Origin of the sequence: Pseudophaeobacter sp. A-200-2, from assembly GCF_041008815.1 — a bacterium.
Lineage (GTDB): Bacteria > Pseudomonadota > Alphaproteobacteria > Rhodobacterales > Rhodobacteraceae > Phycobacter > Phycobacter gallaeciensis_A.
The window spans coordinates 92,313-114,005 of record NZ_JAXGFU010000011.1 but is presented as its reverse complement, the minus strand read 5'-3'; the positions used below and the strand labels follow the sequence as shown (position 1 = coordinate 114,005).

General features: G+C 60.9%; 23 protein-coding genes. 11 read left to right on the top strand and 12 right to left on the bottom strand.

The annotated features are described in order from the left end of the window. Positions 1-124: 124 nt before the first annotated feature. Complete coding sequence (locus tag SM766_RS17275) at positions 125-727, top strand: alpha-ketoglutarate-dependent dioxygenase AlkB family protein (protein WP_368948565.1); 603 nt, start codon at positions 125-127, stop codon at positions 725-727. Here the strand turns inward: SM766_RS17275 and SM766_RS17270 are convergent. Next, complete coding sequence (locus tag SM766_RS17270; RefSeq protein WP_368948564.1) at positions 699-983, bottom strand: hypothetical protein; 285 nt, start codon at positions 981-983, stop codon at positions 699-701. The genes SM766_RS17275 and SM766_RS17270 overlap by 29 nt on opposite strands. Then, positions 983-1,804: an ABC transporter permease gene (locus tag SM766_RS17265; protein WP_065272092.1), complete on the bottom strand. Its 822-nt coding sequence runs from the start codon at positions 1,802-1,804 to the stop codon at positions 983-985. Before SM766_RS17265 ends, SM766_RS17270 begins: the two co-directional genes overlap by 1 nt. A 121-nt stretch (positions 1,805-1,925) precedes the next feature. Between SM766_RS17265 and cysQ the strand changes: the two genes are divergently transcribed. The 8 genes from cysQ to SM766_RS17225 all read left to right on the top strand — a co-directional run bounded on the left by cysQ (position 1,926) and on the right by SM766_RS17225 (position 11,053). Beyond that, on the top strand, positions 1,926-2,723 hold the full coding sequence (cysQ, locus tag SM766_RS17260) for a 3'(2'),5'-bisphosphate nucleotidase CysQ (protein ID WP_274831707.1): 798 nt from the start codon (positions 1,926-1,928) through the stop codon (positions 2,721-2,723). After that, entirely contained in the window at positions 2,723-3,523 is an 801-nt protein-coding gene (locus SM766_RS17255; protein WP_368948563.1) for a 3-deoxy-manno-octulosonate cytidylyltransferase, read from the top strand. Before cysQ ends, SM766_RS17255 begins: the two co-directional genes overlap by 1 nt. A gap of 187 nt (positions 3,524-3,710) precedes the next feature. Beyond that, positions 3,711-4,604 carry a UTP--glucose-1-phosphate uridylyltransferase GalU gene (gene galU / locus SM766_RS17250; protein ID WP_368948562.1) on the top strand — a complete coding sequence of 298 codons (894 nt, stop codon included), beginning with the start codon at positions 3,711-3,713 and terminating at the stop codon, positions 4,602-4,604. A gap of 66 nt (positions 4,605-4,670) precedes the next feature. Further along, positions 4,671-5,654, top strand: a complete 984-nt coding sequence (gene galE, locus SM766_RS17245; protein ID WP_368948561.1) for a UDP-glucose 4-epimerase GalE — start codon at positions 4,671-4,673, stop codon at positions 5,652-5,654. Positions 5,655-5,656: 2 nt separating this feature from the next. Further along, complete coding sequence (locus tag SM766_RS17240) at positions 5,657-6,700, top strand: glycosyltransferase family 2 protein (protein ID WP_368948560.1); 1,044 nt, start codon at positions 5,657-5,659, stop codon at positions 6,698-6,700. A gap of 187 nt (positions 6,701-6,887) precedes the next feature. After that, positions 6,888-7,874 carry a glycosyltransferase family 2 protein gene (locus SM766_RS17235; protein WP_368948559.1) on the top strand — a complete coding sequence of 329 codons (987 nt, stop codon included), beginning with the start codon at positions 6,888-6,890 and terminating at the stop codon, positions 7,872-7,874. Then, on the top strand, positions 7,871-9,610 hold the full coding sequence (locus tag SM766_RS17230) for a DUF5927 domain-containing protein (RefSeq protein WP_368948558.1): 1,740 nt from the start codon (positions 7,871-7,873) through the stop codon (positions 9,608-9,610). Before SM766_RS17235 ends, SM766_RS17230 begins: the two co-directional genes overlap by 4 nt. A gap of 6 nt (positions 9,611-9,616) precedes the next feature. Continuing rightward, positions 9,617-11,053, top strand: coding sequence for a sulfotransferase family 2 domain-containing protein (locus SM766_RS17225; protein WP_368948557.1), 1,437 nt, complete (start codon positions 9,617-9,619; stop codon positions 11,051-11,053). Positions 11,054-11,107: 54 nt separating this feature from the next. Here the strand turns inward: SM766_RS17225 and SM766_RS17220 are convergent, their stop codons facing one another. The 10 genes from SM766_RS17220 to SM766_RS17175 all read right to left on the bottom strand — a co-directional run bounded on the left by SM766_RS17220 (position 11,108) and on the right by SM766_RS17175 (position 19,254). Then, complete coding sequence (locus SM766_RS17220) at positions 11,108-11,572, bottom strand: PTS sugar transporter subunit IIA (protein ID WP_065272101.1); 465 nt, start codon at positions 11,570-11,572, stop codon at positions 11,108-11,110. Positions 11,573-11,626: 54 nt separating this feature from the next. Further along, complete coding sequence (gene hpf / locus SM766_RS17215) at positions 11,627-12,190, bottom strand: ribosome hibernation-promoting factor, HPF/YfiA family (RefSeq protein ID WP_065272102.1); 564 nt, start codon at positions 12,188-12,190, stop codon at positions 11,627-11,629. Positions 12,191-12,464: 274 nt separating this feature from the next. After that, positions 12,465-13,226: an LPS export ABC transporter ATP-binding protein gene (gene lptB, locus SM766_RS17210; RefSeq protein ID WP_065272103.1), complete on the bottom strand. Its 762-nt coding sequence runs from the start codon at positions 13,224-13,226 to the stop codon at positions 12,465-12,467. Next, positions 13,226-13,669, bottom strand: coding sequence for an LptA/OstA family protein (locus SM766_RS17205; protein WP_082996065.1), 444 nt, complete (start codon positions 13,667-13,669; stop codon positions 13,226-13,228). Before SM766_RS17205 ends, lptB begins: the two co-directional genes overlap by 1 nt. A 69-nt stretch (positions 13,670-13,738) precedes the next feature. Then, a complete protein-coding gene (lptC, locus tag SM766_RS17200) occupies positions 13,739-14,338 on the bottom strand; it encodes an LPS export ABC transporter periplasmic protein LptC (RefSeq protein ID WP_274829360.1) in 600 nt (199 codons plus the stop codon). 35 nt (positions 14,339-14,373) lie between these two features. Further along, on the bottom strand, positions 14,374-15,342 hold the full coding sequence (locus tag SM766_RS17195; RefSeq protein WP_368948556.1) for a KpsF/GutQ family sugar-phosphate isomerase: 969 nt from the start codon (positions 15,340-15,342) through the stop codon (positions 14,374-14,376). Next, a complete protein-coding gene (locus tag SM766_RS17190) occupies positions 15,339-15,953 on the bottom strand; it encodes a ribonuclease D (protein ID WP_065272107.1) in 615 nt (204 codons plus the stop codon). Before SM766_RS17190 ends, SM766_RS17195 begins: the two co-directional genes overlap by 4 nt. Positions 15,954-16,146: 193 nt before the next feature. Continuing rightward, positions 16,147-16,842, bottom strand: a complete 696-nt coding sequence (locus SM766_RS17185) for a GntR family transcriptional regulator (protein WP_368948555.1) — start codon at positions 16,840-16,842, stop codon at positions 16,147-16,149. 62 nt (positions 16,843-16,904) lie between these two features. After that, on the bottom strand, positions 16,905-18,062 hold the full coding sequence (argE, locus tag SM766_RS17180; RefSeq protein WP_368948554.1) for an acetylornithine deacetylase: 1,158 nt from the start codon (positions 18,060-18,062) through the stop codon (positions 16,905-16,907). Then, positions 17,950-19,254, bottom strand: a complete 1,305-nt coding sequence (locus tag SM766_RS17175) for a M24 family metallopeptidase (RefSeq protein ID WP_347509898.1) — start codon at positions 19,252-19,254, stop codon at positions 17,950-17,952. The genes argE and SM766_RS17175 overlap by 113 nt, the downstream gene beginning before the upstream one ends. A 321-nt stretch (positions 19,255-19,575) precedes the next feature. Between SM766_RS17175 and SM766_RS17170 the strand changes: the two genes are divergently transcribed. Continuing rightward, positions 19,576-20,064 (top strand): Lrp/AsnC family transcriptional regulator, encoded by a 489-nt coding sequence (locus SM766_RS17170; protein ID WP_065273657.1) that lies wholly within the window; start codon positions 19,576-19,578, stop codon positions 20,062-20,064. 83 nt (positions 20,065-20,147) lie between these two features. Then, positions 20,148-21,623 (top strand): NAD-dependent succinate-semialdehyde dehydrogenase, encoded by a 1,476-nt coding sequence (locus SM766_RS17165; RefSeq protein ID WP_274829366.1) that lies wholly within the window; start codon positions 20,148-20,150, stop codon positions 21,621-21,623. The last annotated feature ends 70 nt before the right edge of the window (positions 21,624-21,693 follow it).

Genomic DNA, 21,693 nt, shown 5'->3' with positions numbered 1-21,693 from the left:
CATCTCCCGGCGTCACGGCGTATATAGGGAGCGGAATTTGCCCCTGCAAGCGCCTGAACGCGTCGAGAAAGACGATTCAATGCGCTTTTTTGCATGGGCCGTGGTTAAGAATGGAATAACGGCGATGAGCAAGCTGCGCCTGCGCGGGTTCGAGATTTACAAAAGCCATCTGACCCCCGATGCGCAGCGGAACCTGATCGCGGCGTTGCGCCCGGTTCTGAAGGCGGCGCCGCTGTTTTCGCCTGTGGTGCCTGGGGGCGGGCAGATGTCGGTGCGCATGACCTCGGCCGGGGCGTTCGGCTGGTATTCCGACGCCGAGGGCTACCGCTACGCTCCAAAGCACCCGCGCGGCAGCGACTGGCCTGCGATCCCTGAACCGATTCTCGACATCTGGCGGGAACTGACGGGGGTGGAGCGTCTGCCCGATTGCTGTCTCATCAACTACTACGGCGAAGACGCGCGCATGGGTCTGCATCAAGACAAGGACGAGGCGGATTTCTCCTATCCGGTTGTGTCCATTTCCCTTGGTGATGACGGGCTGCTGCGCCTTGGTAATCCGACGCGCGGCGGCAAGACGGATTCGCTCTGGCTCAATTCCGGCGACGTGGTGGTCATGGGCGGAGAGGCGCGGCTGGCCTATCATGGGGTGGACCGGATCCGGTTCAAGTCTTCGCGGCTCTTGCCCAAAGGTGGGCGGCTCAATCTGACGCTGCGCGTTGTGACTTAAAGCGTTGGACCAGGTCTGGGGCTGCCTCATCCAGCCAATGTACGTCGGCGCAGGCTGCCACAGCTGCCCCTGCGGCGCTGTTGAAATGGCGATCACCAAAATAGCCGATGGAGAACCAGCCGCGTCCGTCTTCGGGTTCACGCCGGAAAAGGTCAAACCCGAACGAGCCATCATCCCGCCGGAAGATATCGACGCAGATGCTGTTGGTGCCGTCAGGCAGGTTGACCGAAGCAAGAACGTGGTGTGGGTGCGCCACTATCGGCGCGCGCTCCAGCTGAGCGAGACGTGGCGGCGGGTGTAGAATTCACCCATCAGGCCGATCATCACCAGCACCAGACCCACCCAGGCGGCGTATTGCCATGTGCTGTGGTGAGGATTGTAGTTGATGAAGACATAGCCGCGCGACTGGTCGATGCAGTGGAACAGTGGGTTCCAGTCGAACATGGCCAGCATGAAGGTCGGCAGGGTATTGGCGAGGAACATCTTGCCCGAGGCGATCATGTTGGCGCGCTGGTAGATCATCGAGAAGATACCAACGAGGCTGGGCGCCCAGGGCTTCATCACCAGAAAGACAAGCCCGACCGCCGCGCCAGTGAACCAGGCCAGCAGAACCATACCAAAGGCGCCGATGGGTTGTTCGATATGCACCGGGGTAAACGCGACGTGATAGACGAACAGGATGATCAGCAGCGACAGCACCTGAATATAAAGCGAGCCAAGCGCCGCTGACAGGATCGCCACCATGGTGTTCATCGGCGCGTGCTGCATCATCGGGCTGCTGGGCCCCTCTGCGCCGGCGACGGCGCTGACGGTTTTGGTATGGGTGAGGAACAGGAAGATCCCCGACAGCACATAAAGCAGAAAGTCGCCGCGAATGGCAGAGCCGCGCATGCCCAGAACCGCGAACATGATGTAAAAGGCCGCGACGAACAGAACAGCCTGCAACAGGTTGAGCCCCAGTGCGATCAGTGCGTTGTTGTGTTTCGACCGTACGCTCCGCACGACCGAATGAAAGACCACCTCGCCCATGGCGATGAGTCCGGAAACCGACGTTTTTTGCGTGCGAACCTGAAACATGTGGCCTGTAATCTGCGTTTGTTGCGGATTGGGGGACGGGCTGCTTGCCGTTCCAAAACAGAGCCACCATAAGGGGGCGCAGGAAAATTTTCAATTAACCCCTGGTCTGGGAGACGCCGAATTGACCTATGAAGAGCTCGTACCCGTGATCCGCCGGCTGGCGATCGAAGCCGGCAACAAGATCATGGAGATCTACAATTCGGATGATTTCGATGTGAAGGTGAAATCGGACGACAGCCCCGTCACCGCCGCTGACGAGGCCGCGGATGCTCTGATTTCGGCAGGCCTGCGTGCGGCGTTCCCGGATATGATGCTGGTCACCGAAGAACAGAGCGCCTCGCACAAGGAACGCGGTGACACCTTCCTGATTGTCGACCCGCTGGATGGCACCAAGGAATTCATTCACCGCCGCGGCGATTTCACCGTGAACATCGCGCTGGTGGAAAAAGGCGTGCCGACCCGCGGCGTTGTCTATGCCCCGGCCAAGGAGCGCATGTTCTTCACTCTCGCTGATGGCTCTTCGGTAGAGGAAACCGGTGCCTTTGACCCTGAGACTGTTGGAGCCACATCTCCGATCCGCGTTGCCTCCAGCGACAATGCGGCGCTGATGGTGGTGGCCTCGAAATCGCACCGGGATCAGGCGACCGACGACTACATCAACAAGTACAGCGTCAAGGACATGAAGAGCGCGGGCTCTTCGCTTAAGTTCTGCCTCGTGGCCACCGGCGAAGCGGATCTTTACCCCCGCGTGGGCCGCACCATGGAGTGGGATACAGCGGCCGGCCACGCGGTCCTGTCGGGTGCAGGTGGCAAAGTGGTGCGTTTCGACGATCATTCCCCCCTTGTTTACGGCAAAGAGGGCTATGCGAACCCGTTTTTCATCGCTTACGCTCCGGGCGTTGAATTGAAAGAGGCCTGATGTCTGCCCTGATCGTCATCCCCGCGCGCTACGCGTCGACACGCTATCCGGGCAAGCCGCTTGTGGAATTGACCGGAGCCACCGGTGAAAAGCAGACCCTGATCGAACGATCCTGGCGGGCGGCCTGTGCTGTCGATGGGGTCGACCGGGTCGTTGTCGCGACGGATGACGACAGGATTCGCAGCGCGGCAGAAGGTTTTGGCGCCGAGGTCGTGATGACCTCGGAAAGCTGCGCCAACGGCACCGAGCGCTGCGCCGAGGCCCATGCGGCGCTGGGCGGCGGCTACGAGGTCGTCGTGAACCTTCAGGGGGATGCGCCGCTGACGCCGCATTGGTTCATCGAGGATTTGGTCAAAGCTCTGCGCGCAGCCCCGGGCATGGGGTTGGCGACGCCGGTGCTGCGCTGCGATGGCGCAACGCTCAACAGTCTTCTGGCAGATCGGCGCGCGGGCCGCGTCGGTGGCACCACTGCAGTCTTCGCGGCGGACCACAGCGCACTCTATTTTTCCAAAGAGGTGCTGCCTTTTTGTGCAAATGCCTATAAGGATGGCGAAAATACGCCAGTTTTCCACCATGTGGGCGTCTACGCCTACCGTCCCGACGCACTTGCCGCCTATCCTGATTGGCAGACAGGGCCGCTGGAAACCTTGGAAGGGCTGGAGCAGCTTCGTTTTCTTGAAAACGGTCGCAAGGTTCTGTGTGTCGAAGTCACCGCGCGGGGGCGCGAATTCTGGGAGCTGAACAATCCGGAAGATGTGCCCAGGATAGAGGAGATGATGTCTCGAATGGGAGCGGCCTAACCAAAGGGTGGCCAACGGGAGGTCTCTGAATAGGGGTAAAACATGGCCCAATGTCATCAAAAACCCTTTTTTTGGTGTTTTTGTATAGGGTGAAACGGACAGGGATTGCGCAGCAGGTGAAGTGCGCGACCCTGTGGGGCCGGAACCAGTGAGGGCAGTATGCCCCGAAAATAATTGAGAGAACACCATGCGTAAAAAAGTAACGAAGGCGATTTTCCCTGTGGCGGGTCTGGGTACACGGTTTTTGCCTGCGACCAAATCGGTGCCCAAGGAAATCATGACGCTGGTGGATCGCCCCCTGGTGCAATATGCCATCGACGAGGCTCGCGAGGCGGGGATCAAGGAATTCATCTTCGTGACCTCGCGCGGTAAGGGGGCATTGGAAGACTATTTTGACCAGGCCCCGATATTGGAGCAGGAGCTGCGCAAGAAAGGTAAGGATGCGCTGCTCGAAACTCTGAAGCACACCAATATGGAAAGCGGCGCCATCGCCTACATCCGCCAGCATCAGGCCCTGGGTCTGGGCCATGCGGTCTGGTGCGCGCGGCGGCTGATCGCCAACGAGCCCTTCGCGGTAATCCTGCCCGACGATGTGATCGCGGCGGAAACTCCCTGTCTCAAGCAGATGGTTGAGGCCTATGCTGAAACCGGCGGTAACATGGTGGCCGCAATGGAAGTCGCGCCGGAGAAGGCTGGTGCCTACGGTGTTCTGGATGTGAAGAACGACATGGGATCGGTGGTCGAGGCCCGTGGCATGGTCGAAAAACCGGCTATGGGCGAGGCGCCCTCTAATCTGGCGGTGATTGGCCGTTACATTCTGGAGCCCTCGGTGCTGCGCAATCTCAACAAGATGAAGCAGGGTGCGGGCGGAGAGATTCAGCTGACCGACGCCATTGCCCAGGACATCCAAAAAGATGTGCCTGTTTATGGCTATCGCTTCCGCGGCCAGCGCTTTGATTGCGGTTCCAAGGCAGGTTTCCTGCAGGCCACTGTCGCCTTTGCCCTGGGGCGTGAGGAATTGCGGGATGAGCTGCTGCAGTATATCACCGAAATCGCTCAGGTCGGACAGGCTGCCGAGTAGGATACACTGGCCAGCCTCTGGTTTTGAGACCGGGTAATACAGGATCGAATTAGGGGTATACGGACAGTGGCAAATGTTCTGGTGACCGGCGGTGCCGGCTATATTGGCTCGCATGCATGTAAGGCGCTGAAGGCGGCGGGGTGTACACCCGTCACTTATGACAATCTGGTCACCGGTTGGCAGGACGCGGTCAAATTCGGCCCGTTTGAAAAGGGCGACCTTGCGGATCGTGCTCGTCTCGACGAGGTATTCACCACCTATCAGCCGGTCGCGGTGATGCATTTTGCGGCCCTTAGTCAAGTCGGGGAGGCGATGAGCCAGCCAGGCCGCTACTGGGCCAATAACACAGGTGGATCCTTGAACCTGATCGAAGCCGCGGTTGCTGCCGGGTGCCTTGATTTCGTATTCTCCTCGACCTGTGCCACCTATGGCGAGCACGATAACGTGGTGCTGGATGAAAACACACCGCAGCTGCCGCTCAACGCCTATGGCGCCAGCAAACGCGCGGTCGAGGATATCCTGAAGGATTTCGGTGCCGCCTATGGGCTGCGTTCGGTGATCTTTCGCTATTTCAACGTGGCTGGCGCCGATCCCGAGGCGGAAGTCGGCGAATTCCACCGTCCCGAAACCCATCTGGTGCCGCTGGTGCTGGATGCGATCGACGGCAAGCGCGATGCGCTGACCATCTTCGGTACTGATTACGACACTCCCGATGGAACCTGCATCCGCGACTATGTGCATGTCTGCGATCTGGTGGATGCCCATGTTCTGGGCCTTCAGTGGCTGAAGGATGGCAAGGGCAGCCAGATCTTCAACCTCGGTACCGGCAGCGGGTTTTCGGTGCGCGAGGTCATGGACAAGGCTGAAGAGGTCACCGGCAGCAAGGTACCTTGCACCGTGGGGCCGCGCCGGGCGGGCGATTGCACCAAACTGGTGTCGGGATCGACCCGGGCGATCACAGATCTGGGCTGGAACCCACAGCGTTCCAGTCTTGAGATAATGATCGCTGATGCCTGGAAATGGCATCAGACGGGCAATTACGAGGCCTGAGCATGGAGCCGCTCCGCCCCGCCGCCGAGATGCCGGATATCGGCTGGCGTGCGGCCTACCGGATGCGGTGGAAACGGCGGCGGCTTCTGTGGCGCTCCTGGCGCTCTCGTCACCAGCTGAGCCTGTTGCGCGATCAGACAGCGGCAATCGGGGCAGAGGACATTCTGGCCTTTGTTGTGCTGCGTAACGAGGCGACGCGGCTGCCGTATTTCCTGGACTATTACCGGCGCCTCGGCGTCGGGCACTTCCTGATCATCGACAACGGCAGTGATGATGGCAGCGCAGAGATGCTGCGGCAGCAATCCGATGTCTCACTCTGGCAGACGTCCGCGGGCTACAAGGCCTCCCGCTTCGGGCTGGACTGGCTGACCTTCCTGCTGATGACCTATGGCAGGGATCACTGGTGCCTGACGGTGGATGCGGATGAACTGCTGACCTATGGCGGCATTGCCACCCATGATCTGCGTGCGCTGACCGAACTGCTGGACCGCAGCGGGCAGGTCGGGTTTGGCGCCATGATGCTGGATCTTTATCCGCGCGGGCCGCTGAATCAGGTCAGCTACAGGCCGGGTCAGAACCCGCTGGAGGTTTTGCAGTGGTTCGATGCGGTGCCTTACCGTGCGGTCCGGCAGCACCCGATGGGAAACCTGTGGCTGCAGGGCGGCGCGCGGGAGCGGGTGTTCTTTGCCGGGGAGCCACATCGCTCTCCGACGTTGAACAAGATCCCGCTGATCCGCTGGAACCGCCGCTACGCCTATGTCAATTCGACTCATGCGGCGCTGCCGCCGGCGCTGAACGCCCTATACGACGGGCCGGGCGGGCCGCAGCCGTCGGGCGTGCTGCTGCACACAAAATTCCTGCCCGAAATTGTCGCAAAATCGGCAACAGAAAAGCAGCGAAAACAGCACTTCCATACGCCCGAGGATTTCGATCCTTATTACGATCACCTGACCTCGGCCCCGGACCTGTGGTTTGAGAACGCTTTGAAATACACGGGGCCAGAGCAACTGGCCGATCTGGGGTTGATGCGGGCGCCCGAGTGGTAGGGTGTGAATTGCCCGAGTTCGGTGGTGCGGACAGCCCCCGTAACTGTTTCTAAATTCGTTGTTAATAGAATTGGCGCGTGACATATTGCGCGCAGGCAGTCGCGCGCCGGGGCCTGCCCGCGCGGAGCGTACAGGGTCGGAAACAGACGGATATGGAGTAGCCGTGGGTCTTTGGGATTCTTACCGTATGCGTGTACGGCGCAGGTACAGGCTGGCCCGGGCCTTGCGTAAATCCCGTGAACTCAAGACCATTCAGGACAACACCGGCCGGATCCGGCCGGATGATATCCTGCTGGTTTCCACGATGCGGAACGAGAAAATCCGCCTGCCCTACTTTCTCGACTATTACCGCGATCTGGGAGTCGATCACTTTCTCCTTGTAGATAACGGATCGCAGGACGGCACCCGCGACTATCTGCACGGCATGCCGGATGTGTCTCTCTGGCACAGTGATGCGAGCTATCGGCGGGCAAACTACGGTGTGGACTGGATGAATGCGCTCAAGCGCCGCTATGCCCATGGGCATTGGGTGCTGGTGGTCGATCCGGATGAGCTGTTCATCTATCCGTTCTGCGACACGCGCCCGATCCGTGCGCTGACCGACTGGCTGGACAATTCCGCAATCCGAAGTTTTGCCGCCATGCTGATCGATGTTTATCCCAAGGGGCAGGTCACCGATGCGGCTTATCAGCCCGGGCAGGATCCCTTGGAAATCGCCAGCTGGTTCGACAGCGGCAATTACACGATCAGCCCGAACCCAACCTATGGCAACCTGTGGATCCAGGGCGGTCCCCGCGCCCGCATGTTCTTTGCCGACCGGCCAAAGAAGGCGCCGGCTCTGAACAAGATTCCGTTGGTCAAATGGGACCGGAAATACGCCTATGTCAGTTCGACCCATGCTCTGCTGCCGCGCGGGCTGAACCGAGTTTACGAGACCAATGGCGGTGAAAAGACCAGCGGCGCGCTGCTCCATACCAAGTTTCTGGACACCTTTGGTGACAAGGCCCGCGAAGAGGTGACGCGCAGCCAGCACTATGCGCAATCGGCCGAGTACAAGGCCTATGCCGCATCCCTGGCCGAGCAACCGGACCTGTGGTGCAAATGGAGCGAGAAATACATCAACTGGCGCCAGCTTGAGATTCTGGGTCTCATGTCCAAGGGCAACTGGGCATGAGCAGTGCAGGCCAGACCAGCAAGGAAGAGGCCACCAAGGGCACGGTCGGCATCGTCATGCTGGTGCATACGGCGCTGGAGCGGGCCGAGCAGGTGGCGCGCCATTGGGCGGCGGCGGGTTGCCCCGTGGTGATCCATGTGGACCGTAAGGTGCCGCAGAGCACGTTCAAAACCTTCCGCGACGGGCTGTCGGATGAGCAGCTGATCCGGTTTTCGCCGCGCCACACCTGCGAATGGGGCACCTGGGGCATCGTTGCCGCCTCGCAATCGGCAGCGGAGATGATGTTGCGGTCCTGTCCCGGCGTGCGCCACGTCTACCTGTCGTCGGGATCCTGCCTGCCGCTCAGACCGGTGCAGGAACTTGTCGATTATTTGGCCGCCCGCCCGCAGACCGATTTCATCGAAAGTGCCACCACCGCCGATGTGCCATGGATCGTGGGCGGTCTGGATGTGGAACGTTTCACCCTGCGCTTTCCCTTTTCCTGGAAAAAGCAGCGCGCGCTATTCGATGGTTATGTCAATCTGCAGCGCAGGGTAGGGATCAAGCGGCGCATTCCCCCCGGTCTGGTGCCCCATATGGGCAGCCAATGGTGGTGCCTGACCCGCCGCACCCTGTCGGCGATTCTTGAGGACCCGGACCGGCCAATCCATGATCGCTACTTCAAGAAGGTCTGGATCCCCGACGAAAGCTATTTCCAGACCCTCGCGCGGCAGCACTCGGCGCAGATCGAAAGCCGTTCGCTGACCCTGTCGAAGTTCGATTTCGAGGGCAAACCGCATATCTTTTATGACGATCACCTGCAGCTGTTGCGCCGGTCCGATTGCTTTGTCGCCCGCAAGATCTGGCCACGGGCGCAGCGGCTTTATGATGCCTTCCTGACCGATCCGGCAGGTGCGATGAAGCGGACGGAACCCAACCCAGGCAAGATCGACCGGGTCTTCTCCAAGGCGGTTGAGCGGCGCACCCGGGGGCGACCGGGTCTTTACATGCAAAGCCGGTTCCCGAGCAAATGGTCGGTGAGCAATGTGACCGCCAATCCCTATTCGGTGTTCCAGGGCTTTGCTGAGCTCTTCGTCGATTTTGAAAGCTGGCTGAACCGGACCACGGGCAGCCGGGTGCATGGCCATCTGTTTGCGCCGGATAGGGCCGAATTCGCCGACGGCGACAGCATGATCAATGGCGCACTCAGCGATACGGCAAAATTGCGCGACTATAATCCCGAAAGCTTCCTCACCAATCTGATCTGGAACACCCGGGGGCAACGGCAAAGCTTCCAGTTCGGCCCGCAGGACAACCAGAAAATCGGCGCCTTTATCGCAGGCGATCCCAATGCGCATGTGTCGGTGATCAGCGGCGCCTGGGCGGTGCCCTTGTTCCGCTCGACGCAGAGTTTTTCCGAGTTGCGGCGCATCGCGGCGCGGCTGCAGCGGATCGAGGCCGCGCATCTGCATATGCTGCGTGATCAGCATACCAAGGCCCGCGTCCGCATCTGGACCATGGCGGAATTTGTCGAGGCACCGATGGAGCCCCTGCAGGCCATTCTGGTAGATCTTGGGGCGCAGGCCCCGCGCCATCTGAACGAGGCGCCGACGATGGCGGATCTGGAGGGCTTTGGACAGTTTCTGCAGAACCTGAAGAACCAGGGCATGCACCCCTATCTGATGGGGGATTTCCCGGTGGAACAAGGACCGGTGAGCATGCCAAAGTCCCCCCGAAAACCGTATTTGGTGCGATAGGTTCTGATGACCAACCACTTTGATTACTTCGTTGTTTTTGCTGAAATGCGCACGGGCTCCAATTTTCTGGAAGCCAACCTCAACGCGCTGGAGGGGGTGATCTGCCACGGAGAGGCCTTCAATCCTCATTTCATCGGCTACCCGAACCGCACCGAAATCCTGGGCCTGACGCAGAAGATGCGCGAAGCGGACCCTGGCAAGCTGATCGATCGGATCCGGTCGCAGCCCGATGCCTTTGGCGGCTTTCGGTATTTCCACGATCACGATCCGCGGGTTCTGGACATTGCGCTGGACGATCCTCGCTGCGCCAAGATCATCCTGACCCGCAACCCGCTGGACAGCTACGTCTCGCGCAAGATCGCTGCGGCCACCGGCCAGTGGAAGCTGACCAATATCAAGCGCCGCAAAGAAGCGCAGGCGGAGTTCGATGCGACGGAGTTTTCCCGCCATGTCGTGAATCTTCAGGCATTTCAGATCACGTTGATGAACCGGCTTCAGTCCTCAGGCCAGACCGCATTCTATGTGGATTATGAAGACCTGCAGAATCTGGATGTGATGAACGGTCTGGCGCAATGGCTGGGCGTCAACTCCCGGTTGGAGGCACTGGATGACAAGCTGAAGCGGCAGAACCCGGCGCCGACCCTGTCCAAGGTGGCCAACCCGGATGAGATGACGGCAGCACTGGCGGCAATGGATTGGTTCAACCTGTCACGCACGCCGAATTTCGAACCGCGCCGTGGCCCGGCGGTGCGCGGCTATCTGGCCGCCGCCAAGACGCCGCTCCTTTACCTGCCGATGCGGGGCGGGCCCGAGGAAGCCGTGTCGGAATGGCTGGCAGCGCTGGATGGTGTGACTTCGGAGGATCTGATCTCCGGGATGAACCAGAAAGAACTCCGCCAGTGGAAAACTCAGAGCAAGGGCTTTCGCAGTTTCACCGTTCTGCGTCACCCGGCCGAGCGAATTCACCAGGTGTTCTGTCACCGCATTCTGCAAAAGGGGCCGGGCAGCTATGGCGCCATTCGCGAAACCCTGCGCCGCCAGTTCAAGGTGCCGCTGCCCAAGGATGGACCGGATGAGGATTATTCCCGCGCAGATCACCGCGCTGCCTTTGAAGGGTTCCTGAGCTTTGTCAAAGCCAACCTTGCCGGGCAGACCTCGATCCGGGTCGATGCCGAATGGTCCAGCCAGTCACAGGCCTTGTCGGGCTTTGCCGAACTTGGCCCGCCCGACCTGATCCTGCGCGAAGAGGAACTGGCGGTGGAACTGCCCGAACTAGCCAAAAGGTTTGCAGCCTCCGCGCCCGCCTATGCGCCGTCACAGCCGAGATCTCAGCCCTATACGCTGGGCGATATTCATGATGCAGCGCTGGAGGAGATGATCACAGCGCTCTATCAGCGGGATTATATGATGCTGGGGTTCGATGCCTGGAGGCCGCAGCGCTGAAGAGTGTCTGCCCTGAACAAGGGCAGTTTCCCCATAGACTGTTCAATGCCGCTCTCAGGCAGCCTGAACCGGCTGGTTTTCGGTGAGAATGGTGAACAGCGTCGCCGGATCGTTATTGGCGCGCAGTTTGGTGCAGAAATTCTGCTCCCGCAGGGTGCGGGAGACCAGAGCCAGCGCCTTTAGATGTTCAACGCCTGCGTCCTCGGGCGCGAAAAGCGCAAAGGCGATATCGACGGGTTGCCGGTCGACAGCCGCGAAATCCAGGGGTTTTTCCAGTGTCACGAAGACGCCGCAGACCTCGGAGAGGCCATCAAGACGGGCGTGGGGCAGGGCAACACCGTGTCCTACCCCTGTCGGGCCAAGGCTTTCCCGATCAAGCAACGCTTCAACCGTGGGTTGCGGATTGAGACCGTAGGCGAGATGCCCGACCTCGGCGATCTCCTGAAACAGCCGCTTCTTGCTTGAGGCTGCACCAATCACGCGGACGGCGTCCGGTTTGAGGATCTTGGAAATCTGCATCTCGGTCATTTGCTCCGCTCGACCACCTTATCCGGTGGGCCGCTGGGCTACTGCTTAAGGATCGATCCAACCGATGTTGCCATCATCCCTGCGGTAAACCACATTCAATCCGTCTTTGCCTTCGTTGCGGAAAACCAGAACGGGCGCCCCGGCCAGTTCCATCTGCATCACTGCTTCGCCAACGGACAGGGACGGGATCTTGGTTTCCATCTCGGCCACGATGATCGGCTGCAGCGAGTCGGGTTCGGTCCCGGTCTCCGCTTCATCAGAGGCGAGGATATAAGAGCTGGCGCCCAAATGTTCAACCGGTTCGCTGCGGTCGCGGTGATGGTCCTTCAGGCGGCGTTTGTAGCGGCGCAGCTGTTTTTCCATCTTGTTGCAGCAGCCTTCGAAAGACGCATAGATTTCAGTGGCATGAGCCTTGGCCTGAGCGGTCAGACCGGTGGACAGGTGAACGGTGGCCTCGCAGACGTATTCATGCGCCGAACGGGAAAAGACCACGGTGGCGTCCGTCGGGCGCTCTGCGTATTTCGCGACAGCCGTTCCCAGTTCATCCTTAACGTGGGACTGCAACGCTTCGCCGATGTCGATCTGTTGACCGCTGATTTTGTAACGCATGTGATCTCCTTCACAATAATACCACCCGCAACACCGCCGGGGCCAAGCCCGGCAGACTATCGTCAGCTGCGGATGAGGGGATTAGGCAAATACGCCGGAAGCAACCATGCGGACCCTGTTGCCAAGGCCAGCTTGCGGACTGCATCGGACTGCACATTTGCCATACTTCAATTCCATGACAACTGACGAAAAGAGTCAATGGAGAAGCGATGCGGATGGTGAAGGAATAGGAAACCGGCAGGAACAGGCCGAGGCCCGAAAGGTACGGTTCGGTTCAGGAAATACGGAAATTGTCGCCCAGATAAACGCGGCGCACGTTTTCGTTCTCGACCACCTCTTCGGGGCTGCCGGACATCAGAACCTGACCGTCATGCAGGATATAGGCGCGATCAACGATTTCGAGGGTTTCGCGCACGTTGTGATCGGTTATCAGAACCCCGATGCCGCGTTTCTTCAGATCGGCGACCAGATGGCGGATATCGCCAACCGAAATCGGGTCGACCCCGGCAAAGGGTTCATCCAGCAGCAGGTATTTCGGGTCCGCCGCCAGGCAGCGGGCGATTTCCACCCGGCGCCGTTCACCGCCCGACAGGGCCAGCGCAGGGGCGCGGCGCAGATGTTCGATAGAGAAATCCGACAGCAACTCTTCTAGCCGTTCGCGCCGCTTGTGGTCGTGTTTGACGGCAATATCCAGCACGGCCGAAATATTGTCCTCGACCGACAGGCCCCGGAAAATGGACATTTCCTGCGGCAGGTAACCAATGCCAAGCCGCGCGCGGCGGTACATCGGCAGGTTGGTGACGTTCTGCCCGTCGATGGTGACGGTGCCCGCCTCGGGAAAGACAAGGCCGGCGATGGCGTAGAAACTGGTGGTCTTGCCGGACCCGTTCGGCCCCAGAAGGGCGACAACCTCGCCCCGGTCCAGACGCATGGTCACGTCACGAATCACCACCTTCTTGCGATAGCTTTTGCGCAGGTGTTCGATCCTGAGGCCGGACGAGCCTTCGGTGACCTTCAGTTCGGGTTTTGTCGCCATCAGTTGCCGCCATCCGGGTTGAGGATGGTTTTGACCCGTCCGGCCATGCTCGCGGTGCCGGTGGTCAGGTTCACCTCAAGCCGGTTCGAGGTCAGCGTGCTGGCTCCCTGATTGAGCAGGACATTTCCGGTCATCACAATGGTGCCGCTGTCGATGGTGTATTCCGCCTTCTCGGCCTCTGCGGCGTCCGGGCCGCTGACCAGCAGCACATCGCCGGTCGCCTCAAGCTGGTCGATGCCACGTTTGCCGGTCTCATCGGTCTTGTAGATCACCAGAACCCGGTTCGCAGACAGTCGCATCACCCCCTGGATGATCAGCACATTGCCAGTGAATTCGGCCGAGCCATCGGCCTGGTTGACCGCCAGCGCATCGGCTGTCACCTCGACAGGTTCCTTGGGGTCGGCCTTAACCTCGCCAAAGGCAATCACGTCCGTCTGGGCCATCGCAACCGGAGCAACCGACGCAAGGGCGCAGGACAGGAAAATCAGCAAGGTGGGCAATCTGAACACGGGCTATCTTTCTTTAGTATTGGGATCGTATACCAGCTTGACTCTGTTTTTGAATACCATTTGCACCGGTCCGCCTTCGGTTTTTGCCGTCACCAGCATCTGCCCCGCAGTCAGAACACCAAGGGTCCCCGTGGCATGAACTGGTCCAGGGCTTTCTGCGCGCACTCCATCCAGCGCGGTTTCCAGTAATTCGGTCTCAACCGTCATACCATCCGCGGATGTCAGTTTGACGTTGCCGCTGAACCGCGCGAGACCCTGATCGGGATGCACCGCGCCGCTGTCGGACACCAGTGTCATCCGGCCGCCCTCGGCCATGCGGATTTCGGCCTGCAGGTTGGTGGCCGTGGCGCCGCCGCTGTCGCTATTGGGCTGAGCAACCGAAGCCATCACCATGATCTCGTCGCCCTGCGCGGTGGTGCCGGAAAAGAAGGGGCGGGTGACCTGCTGCCCGCGCATCCGTTCCTCGATCTCCTTCTGCGCAAAGGGGATGACTGCCTCGGTGTCGACCCCGCGCGAAATCAGGAACAGCGTCGACAGCAGCGCCAGCGCAGCCAGTGGCAGCAGCACCTTGAGATAGGCGACTGTGCGCGAATAGCGGTCCATCCGGTGTCCCCTTTCTCTTTTGTTGGCGTTGCGGTTCAGCCGAGGCCCGCGCGCAGGCAATCGTGGATGTGGATCAGGCCCAGTGCCTGCGGGCCCTGTGCAGCATCCACCACAAACAGGCAGGTGATCTTGCGGGCATTCATCACCGCAAGCGCCTCTTCGGCGAGGGCGTCGGGGCCGATGGTCGTCGGCGAGGAGGTCATGACATCGGCGGCGGTCTGGCTCAGCAGCCCGTCCATGTGGCGGCGCAGGTCGCCGTCGGTGATGATGCCGGTCAGGGCGTTCTCAGCACCGGTGACACCGGCCACGCCAAATCCCTTCTGGCTGATTTCCAGCAGCGCCTCGGACATCGGGTTGGCTTCACCGACCAGCGGCAGAGCATCTCCGCCGTGCATCAGGTCGCGGACCTTGGACAGGCGCGCGCCGAGTTTGCCACCGGGGTGGAAATCGCGGAAGTTCTCGGGGCGGAAATCGCGGTGCTTCATAATGGCAATGGCGAGCGCATCGCCCATGGCCAGCGTCAGCGTGGTCGAAATCGACGGCACGATCCCGTATCCGCAGGCCTCGCCCAGGGCCGGAATTTCTAGCTGCACATCGGCCTGGGTCATCAGGGTGCTTTCCGGCCTGCTGGAGAGGCCGATCAGCGGAATGTCAAAGCGGCGGGTAAAGACCAGAAGGTTGGCTAGCTCCGGCGCTTCGCCCGAGTTGGAGATGGCCAGAACCACATCGCCCTTGGACAGCATGCCAAGGTCGCCGTGGCTGGCCTCGGCCGGATGCACAAAATGGGCAGGGGTGCCGGTGCTGGCCAATGTGGCTGCGATCTTGCGACCGATATGGCCGGATTTGCCGATGCCGCTAACGATCACCCGCCCTTCGGCCTTCAGGATCAGGCGCACCGCATCGGCGAACCGCTCGTCAAAACCGGCAGCCAGCGCATCCAGTGCGCGGGCTTCGTCGGTCACGACCTGACGCGCCGTGGCGAGGAAGTGTTCCGACCCGCTCATGAGTGCGCAAAGATATCGGTTTCGGGCCAGCCCGCCAGATCAAGGCGCGCGCGCATCGGCAGGAAGTCGAAACAGGCCTGCGCCATGTCGGTGCGGCCTTCACGGGCAAGACGTTTGTCCAACTCTTCACGCAGGCGGTGCAGGTGCAAAACGTCCGAGGCGGCATAGTCCAGCTGCGCTTCGGTCAGGGTTTCGGCACCCCAGTCGCTCATCTGCTGTTGTTTCGAGATATCGACACCGATCAGCTCCTGACACAGGTTCCGCAATCCGTGGCGGTCGGTATAGGTGCGGATCAGGCGGCTTGCGATCTTGGTGCAGTAGACCGGCGCTGCCAGCGCGCCAAAGGCGTGGTACATGGCGGCGATGTCAAAACGCCCGAAATGGAACAGCTTCAGCACATTGGGATCTTCCAGCATACGGCACAGGTTCGGTGCTTCGCTCTGGCCCTTCTCGATCTGAACGATATGGGAGTTGCCGTCACCGCCGGACATCTGGATCACGCACAGCCGGTCGCGGTGGGGGTTGAGTCCCATGGTTTCACAATCGATTGCAACAACCGGGCCAAGGTCAAGCCCGTCCGGCAGGTCGTTTTTGTAAAGATGATTGGCCAATGGAGCGGTCCTTTGTCTGGGCAGGGCGCGCGGCCCGCCTTTCTGCCGAAATAGGGGCTAAAGCCTCTGAACTCAACTGTAGCCCAGCCCCGCCCTTGGTGTCGGGCAGCACTGGACGATATTTCTGCTAACATGGGGTTTAAGGCAGGTCAGCCAAATAGGAAACCTGCCAAAGCATTCGGTCCGGCAGTCTTTATCCGGCTCTCATGCGGCTGAAACTCATCGAGATATGAGCCTGTTGCAGCATCGCGGCAGCCTGAAGGTCGCCAGCCTCCAGCGCCGCGGTGACGGTGCTGATCTCGCCATCGAAGATGCGCATTTCATCGCATAGGTCGATGACGGAATCGATCACCGAGGTCAGCCAGATCCGCGAGGTCTGATAATACAGCCGTTCGGCTGTGGTGCGCAGCGGCATGTTGCCGGTCAGTTTCAGCGTGGCGAGGAAGAAATCGGTGATCAACCGGGCAAATTCGCGCGGGGCCGGGTCCTGCAGCAGCGATTGTGAGCGATCCGACAGGGCGCGGAACTCGGCAAGCAGCGCGTCGCTGGGCGGCAGGGGCATGATGTGGCCCATCATGCCGGCCAGTTCCATCCTGAGCTGGTAGGTTTGCGCCAGTTCCTCAAGGTTCACATCGGTGACGAAGGTGCCTACGCCGTGTACCGATTGCACCAGCCCTTCGTCTTCGAGCCGGGCAAGAACCCGGCGCAGCGGGGTGCGACTGACGCCGAATTCCTCTGCCAGTTCGGTTTCCGACAGGCGGGTTCCGGGCGCATAGTCCAGCAGACAGATACGATCCCGGATTTCCCGGTGCATCAGTTCGAACCGGTCACGGGCGCTATAGTCGGCATTGTCGAGATCCAGCGCCGTGTTGGGCGAGGATGAGGTCATTGGAGGCCTCCCTTGGTTGGGTGCCTGTGTACCTGTCCCCGCCCGTCGGCGCAAATATCTGTTCAGACCAGTTTGGCAGAGAGCCCTTCGAGCAGCCCAAGGCATTGCGACAGCTGGTCGAGCGAGACGTATTCGTCGGGTTTATGCGCCTGTTCGATCGATCCCGGTCCGCAGACGGCGACATTCATGCCAAGCCCCTGGAAAATCCCGGCCTCGGTGCCGAATGCCACCAGGTCGGCGCCATTTGCCCCGGTCAGCTCCTGCAGGATCTCGCGGGCCTCGTTGTCGGTCACTGGCTGCAAACCGTCGACCTCTCCGATCACCTCGGTGACGATGCCTGCCTCGGGGAACACCGCCTGCATCTGCGGGATCAGGGAGTGAGTACATAGCCGATGCAGGTCTTCCTTGACGAAGTCAGCATCGGATTTCTGCACCGGGCGCATTTCCCAGTCGACCCGCGCCTTGCCGGGGATCACGTTATGGGCGTGGCCGCTGACCAGCGCGCCGGTGTTGATGGTGGTCCAGGGCGGTTCGAACCGGCTGCCTTCAGGCGCGCGGGCGCGCAGGGCGTCCTTTAGTTCCAGCAGGCGGGCGACGTAGCGCGCCGCGTATTCCGCGGCATTGACCCCCAGATCCGGGCCGGATCCGTGCCCTTCGAGCCCGGTGAAATGGGTCGAATACTCATAGCAGCCTTTGTGGCCTTCGATGATGCGCATCATCGTAGGCTCTCCGACGATGCAGACCGAGGGGCGTATCTCCCGTCCTTTCAGCGACTTGGCCAGAGCCTGCGCGCCAAAGCAGCCGACCTCTTCGTCATAGGTGAAGGCGAAGTGGATCGGTCGGGTCGGGTTCAGCGCCGCGTAATGCGGCGCCATCGCGGTTGCCGCGGCGATGAAGCCTTTCATGTCGCAGGTGCCACGCCCGAACAGCTTGCCGTCACGCTCCACCATCTGGAAGGGGTCGCTGGACCAGTCCTGATCGGTTACAGGCACCACGTCCGAATGGCCCGAGAGAACGATGCCACCATCGGTATCGGGACCGATGGTGGCGAAAAGATTGGCCTTGCTGCCGGTGTCGTCGGTCCACAGATGAACCTGTGCGCCTGCGCTATCCAGCCGGTCCGCCAATAGCGACATCAATGTCAGGTTGCTGCTCGCGGACACGGTCGGTTGCGCGATGAGTTCTCCCAACAAATCCGTCGTTCGGGGCAGGAAGGTCATTCAGAACCTCGTCTTTCACAAAGATTTTACGCTCCACATCGCAGAGGGCTTCGGCTGGTCCGTTCTCGCGTATCAGGATCGTCTCGGTGGTCTCAAGCCCCCAGCTGTCCATCCAGAGCGCGGGCATGAAGTGGAAGGTCATCCCCGGCATCAGCACGGTTTCGTCGGTGTCCCGCAGCGAAATGGTCCGCTCCCCCCAGTCCGGCGGGTAGCTGAGACCGATCGGGTAGCCGCAGCGTCCGTTGCGGTCGATCCCGGCCTTTTTCAGGGCGCCATTCAGGGCATTGGCAATGTCGCAGGCGCGGTTGCCGGCCTTTGCAGCCTCGATCCCGGCCTCGATCCCTTCGTTCAGCGCGGAAGAAGCGTCCAGCATCTCCTGCGGCGGTTGGCCCAGGTGCACGGTACGGCACAGCGGCGCGTGGTAACGGCGGTAGCAGCCAGAGAGTTCAAAGAAAGTTGCCTCGCCGGTCTGCATCTCGCGCCCGTCCCAGGTCATATGCGCGGCGGTGGCATCCAGGCCAGAGGGCGTCAGCGGCACGATGGCCGGGTAATCACCCCAGTCTTCGCCAACCCCGTAGGTGCCGGCTTGCAGCAGGTCGCCGACCAGCTCGTTCTTGCGCAGACCGGGGCGCGCGCGTTCGATGGCCAGATTGACGATGTTTTCGGTGATGCGGGCGGCCCGGCGAATGAACATCAGCTCTTCGTCGGACTTCACCGCACGCTGCCAGTTCACCAGCGCGGTGGCGTCATGCAGGCTGGCGTTGGGCAGGTTCTTTTGCAGGACAGCGTGGGCCTTGGCAGAGTAATAGTAGTTTTCCATTTCCACGCCGACGCGGGCCTTGCCGTATCCGAGCCGGGTCAGATGCGCGGCCAGATCTTCCATCGGGTGGCAGGTGGTCGACTGGATATAGCGGTCGTCGTAGCCGATGACGCTGCGCTCTTCCATCCAGACGGTGCGCAGGGCGCCAAAGGCGTCCATCGTGCGGCCCCACCAGATTGGATCACCATTCAGCCCCAGGATGACACCCTGATGCACATAGAAGGACCATCCGTCATAGCCGGTCAGCCAGGCCTGATTGGACGGATCCGTGACGAACAGAACGTCAATCCCGGCAGCCTCCATGGCTTTGCGGGTCTTGGCGATGCGGCGGGCGTATTCGCCCTCAGTAAACGGAGCAAGTTCCAGTGGCATGGGGACCTCTGTTCAAAGGAGGGGTGTCGGAAATAGGGACTGTAATCTTTGTAGATGAGTACATCCTCCGATTCCGATCTATTCGCGGCAAAGGATTTGCTCAAAACGACACGCATAATCGGCATTTACGACGTCGTGAGCGGCAGGTTGCGTGATTGTTGTGCACAACCGGCGAATCTTTGGACAGTTTTGGTCCAGAGTAGAACCTACGCCGGTATCGCGGTCACCTGTGTTCTCTCCGGCACGGCAGGTGGCGCAGTGTTCACAGATTCGCGGGGTGCTTTTCCAGTGATCACACCCGTGATACAGCCCTGACGCATGATACGTCTTGATGACCGGGATATCGCCATTCTCCGCGTGCTGACGCAGGAGGGGCGCATTACCAAAGCGGCCCTGGCCGAACGCATCGGCCTGTCTCCGACACCGTGCTGGGACCGGCTGCGCAAGCTGGAAAAGGCCGGGCTGATCGAAGGTTACGGCGCCCGCATCAACCTGCGCAAACTGGCGCCGCATATAACGGTGTTTGTGGCGGTGGAAATTGCCGATCACACGGCGGCCCGGTTTCAGGCGTTTGAGCTGGCGATCCAGCGCTATGATGAGGTCACGGCCTGCTGGGCGCTGGGCGGCGGCTTCGATTACCTGATGCAGATCGTCACCCATGACATCGATGCCTATCAGCGGCTGATCGATTCGATGCTGGATGCCCGCATCGGCCTGTCGCGCTATTTCACCTATATCGTGACCAAACCGGTCAAAGGTCCGGGCGGTCCGCCGCTGGATATTTTGCTGGGACGGGGGGCTGGCAGCTGAATCTTCTCCTTCATGGGGGAACTTTGGCTACTGTTTCTGGGTCTGGCAGAGGAATGTCCTCCTGAACTTCAGGAGGATTTGCCATGGCCGACACCGCCCTTTCTGCCCGCAGCGATATCGCGGACAAAACGCTAGTCCGTTCATTTTCTTATGTGAATGGCCGGTGGCAGACGGCTGAAGACGGCAATACCTTTGCCGTGAAGGACCCCGGAACCGGAAATGTGGTTGGCCATGTCGCGAGCCTTTCGGCAGAAGAATCCTCTGCTGCGGTCGATGCCGCGCAGAATGCTTTCGCCGCTTGGGCGGGGCTTTTGCCGCAGGAACGTTCGGCCATCCTGCGCCGGTGGTATCAGCTGCAGCTCGATCATAAGGAGGATCTGGCCCGGATCATGGTGCTGGAACAGGGTAAACCCCTGTCCGAGGCGATGGGCGAAATCGACTACGGCGCGGGCTTTGTGGAGTTCTACGCCGAAGAGGCCAAGCGTCCGAACATCGAAGGCGTCACCAGCCACCTGCCCGATGCCGAGGTCGAGCTGTGGCGCGAGCCGGTTGGCGTGGTGGCGCTGATCACGCCGTGGAACTTCCCCTCCGCAATGCTGACGCGCAAGGCAGCAGCGGCGCTGGCGGCGGGCTGCACCGTTGTGGCGCACCCTTCGGCGGAAACCCCGTTCAGCGCTCTGGCCCTGGCCGAATTGGCCGAACGCGCGGGCGTGCCTGCCGGGGTGTTCAACGTCGTCACCGGCGATGCGCCCACTGTGGTCAAACCCTGGACCGAAGATACCCGTGTGCGGGCGCTGTCCTTCACCGGCTCTACCGAAGTGGGCAAGCTGTTGTACCGGCAAAGCGCCGATACGGTGAAGCGGCTGGTGATGGAGCTGGGCGGCCACGCACCGGTGATCGTCTTCGAGGATGCCGATCTTGATCAGGCGGTCGAAGAGACCATGAAGGCGAAGTTCGCGACCTCGGGTCAGGATTGCCTCGGCGCTAACCGGATCTTCGTGCAGCGCAGCGTCTACCCGGAGTTCTGCAAGCGTCTGACGGCGGCGACCAAGAAACTGACCGTTGGTCTAGGCATGGACGACCCGGACATCGGGCCGCTGATGCACGACCGGGTCGTGGCCAAGCAGGAAGAACATGTGCGCGACGCGATTGAGAAGGGCGCCAAACTGGCCTGCGGCGGCGAACGCCACGCCATGGGGCCGCTGTTCTATCAGCCGACCGTGCTGACCAACGTGCCGCAGGATGCCAAGATCATGCACGAGGAAACCTTTGGTCCGGTGGCGCCGGTGGCCCCCTTTGACAGCGAAGAGGAAATCACCCAGCGTGCCAACGACACCGAATACGGGCTGGTGGCCTATGTGCATACGCAGGATCCGCGCCGTATCTACCGGCTGTCGCGGGCGCTGCAATTTGGCATGGTGGCCGTGAACCGGACCAAGGTGACCGGTGCGCCGATCCCCTTTGGCGGCGCCAAGCAATCCGGTCTGGGTCGCGAAGGTGCGCGTCTGGGCATGGAAGAATTCACCGAGGTCAAATACGTCTGCCGCGACTGGGCGTGACGGGCCCCTTGCCGGGCAATTGAATATCAAACGATCACACCCGGGCCGTGCGGGCACCGGGAAACGCAGA

Bases quoted from the DNA above. Each gene is read 5' to 3' on its own strand.
- SM766_RS17275 (WP_368948565.1), top strand. From the start codon at position 125: ATGAGCAAGCTGCGCCTGCGCGGGTTCGAGATTTACAAAAGCCATCTG.
- SM766_RS17265 (WP_065272092.1), bottom strand. From the start codon at position 1,804: ATGTTTCAGGTTCGCACGCAAAAAACGTCGGTTTCCGGACTCATCGCC.
- SM766_RS17255 (WP_368948563.1), top strand. From the start codon at position 2,723: ATGTCTGCCCTGATCGTCATCCCCGCGCGCTACGCGTCGACACGCTAT.
- galU (WP_368948562.1), top strand. From the start codon at position 3,711: ATGCGTAAAAAAGTAACGAAGGCGATTTTCCCTGTGGCGGGTCTGGGT.
- SM766_RS17240 (WP_368948560.1), top strand. From the start codon at position 5,657: ATGGAGCCGCTCCGCCCCGCCGCCGAGATGCCGGATATCGGCTGGCGT.
- SM766_RS17235 (WP_368948559.1), top strand. From the start codon at position 6,888: ATGCGTGTACGGCGCAGGTACAGGCTGGCCCGGGCCTTGCGTAAATCC.
- SM766_RS17230 (WP_368948558.1), top strand. From the start codon at position 7,871: ATGAGCAGTGCAGGCCAGACCAGCAAGGAAGAGGCCACCAAGGGCACG.
- SM766_RS17225 (WP_368948557.1), top strand. From the start codon at position 9,617: ATGACCAACCACTTTGATTACTTCGTTGTTTTTGCTGAAATGCGCACG.
- SM766_RS17220 (WP_065272101.1), bottom strand. From the start codon at position 11,572: ATGCAGATTTCCAAGATCCTCAAACCGGACGCCGTCCGCGTGATTGGT.
- hpf (WP_065272102.1), bottom strand. From the start codon at position 12,190: ATGCGTTACAAAATCAGCGGTCAACAGATCGACATCGGCGAAGCGTTG.
- lptB (WP_065272103.1), bottom strand. From the start codon at position 13,226: ATGGCGACAAAACCCGAACTGAAGGTCACCGAAGGCTCGTCCGGCCTC.
- SM766_RS17205 (WP_082996065.1), bottom strand. From the start codon at position 13,669: ATGGCCCAGACGGACGTGATTGCCTTTGGCGAGGTTAAGGCCGACCCC.
- lptC (WP_274829360.1), bottom strand. From the start codon at position 14,338: ATGGACCGCTATTCGCGCACAGTCGCCTATCTCAAGGTGCTGCTGCCA.
- SM766_RS17195 (WP_368948556.1), bottom strand. From the start codon at position 15,342: ATGAGCGGGTCGGAACACTTCCTCGCCACGGCGCGTCAGGTCGTGACC.
- SM766_RS17185 (WP_368948555.1), bottom strand. From the start codon at position 16,842: ATGACCTCATCCTCGCCCAACACGGCGCTGGATCTCGACAATGCCGAC.
- argE (WP_368948554.1), bottom strand. From the start codon at position 18,062: ATGACCTTCCTGCCCCGAACGACGGATTTGTTGGGAGAACTCATCGCG.
- SM766_RS17175 (WP_347509898.1), bottom strand. From the start codon at position 19,254: ATGCCACTGGAACTTGCTCCGTTTACTGAGGGCGAATACGCCCGCCGC.
- SM766_RS17165 (WP_274829366.1), top strand. From the start codon at position 20,148: ATGGCCGACACCGCCCTTTCTGCCCGCAGCGATATCGCGGACAAAACG.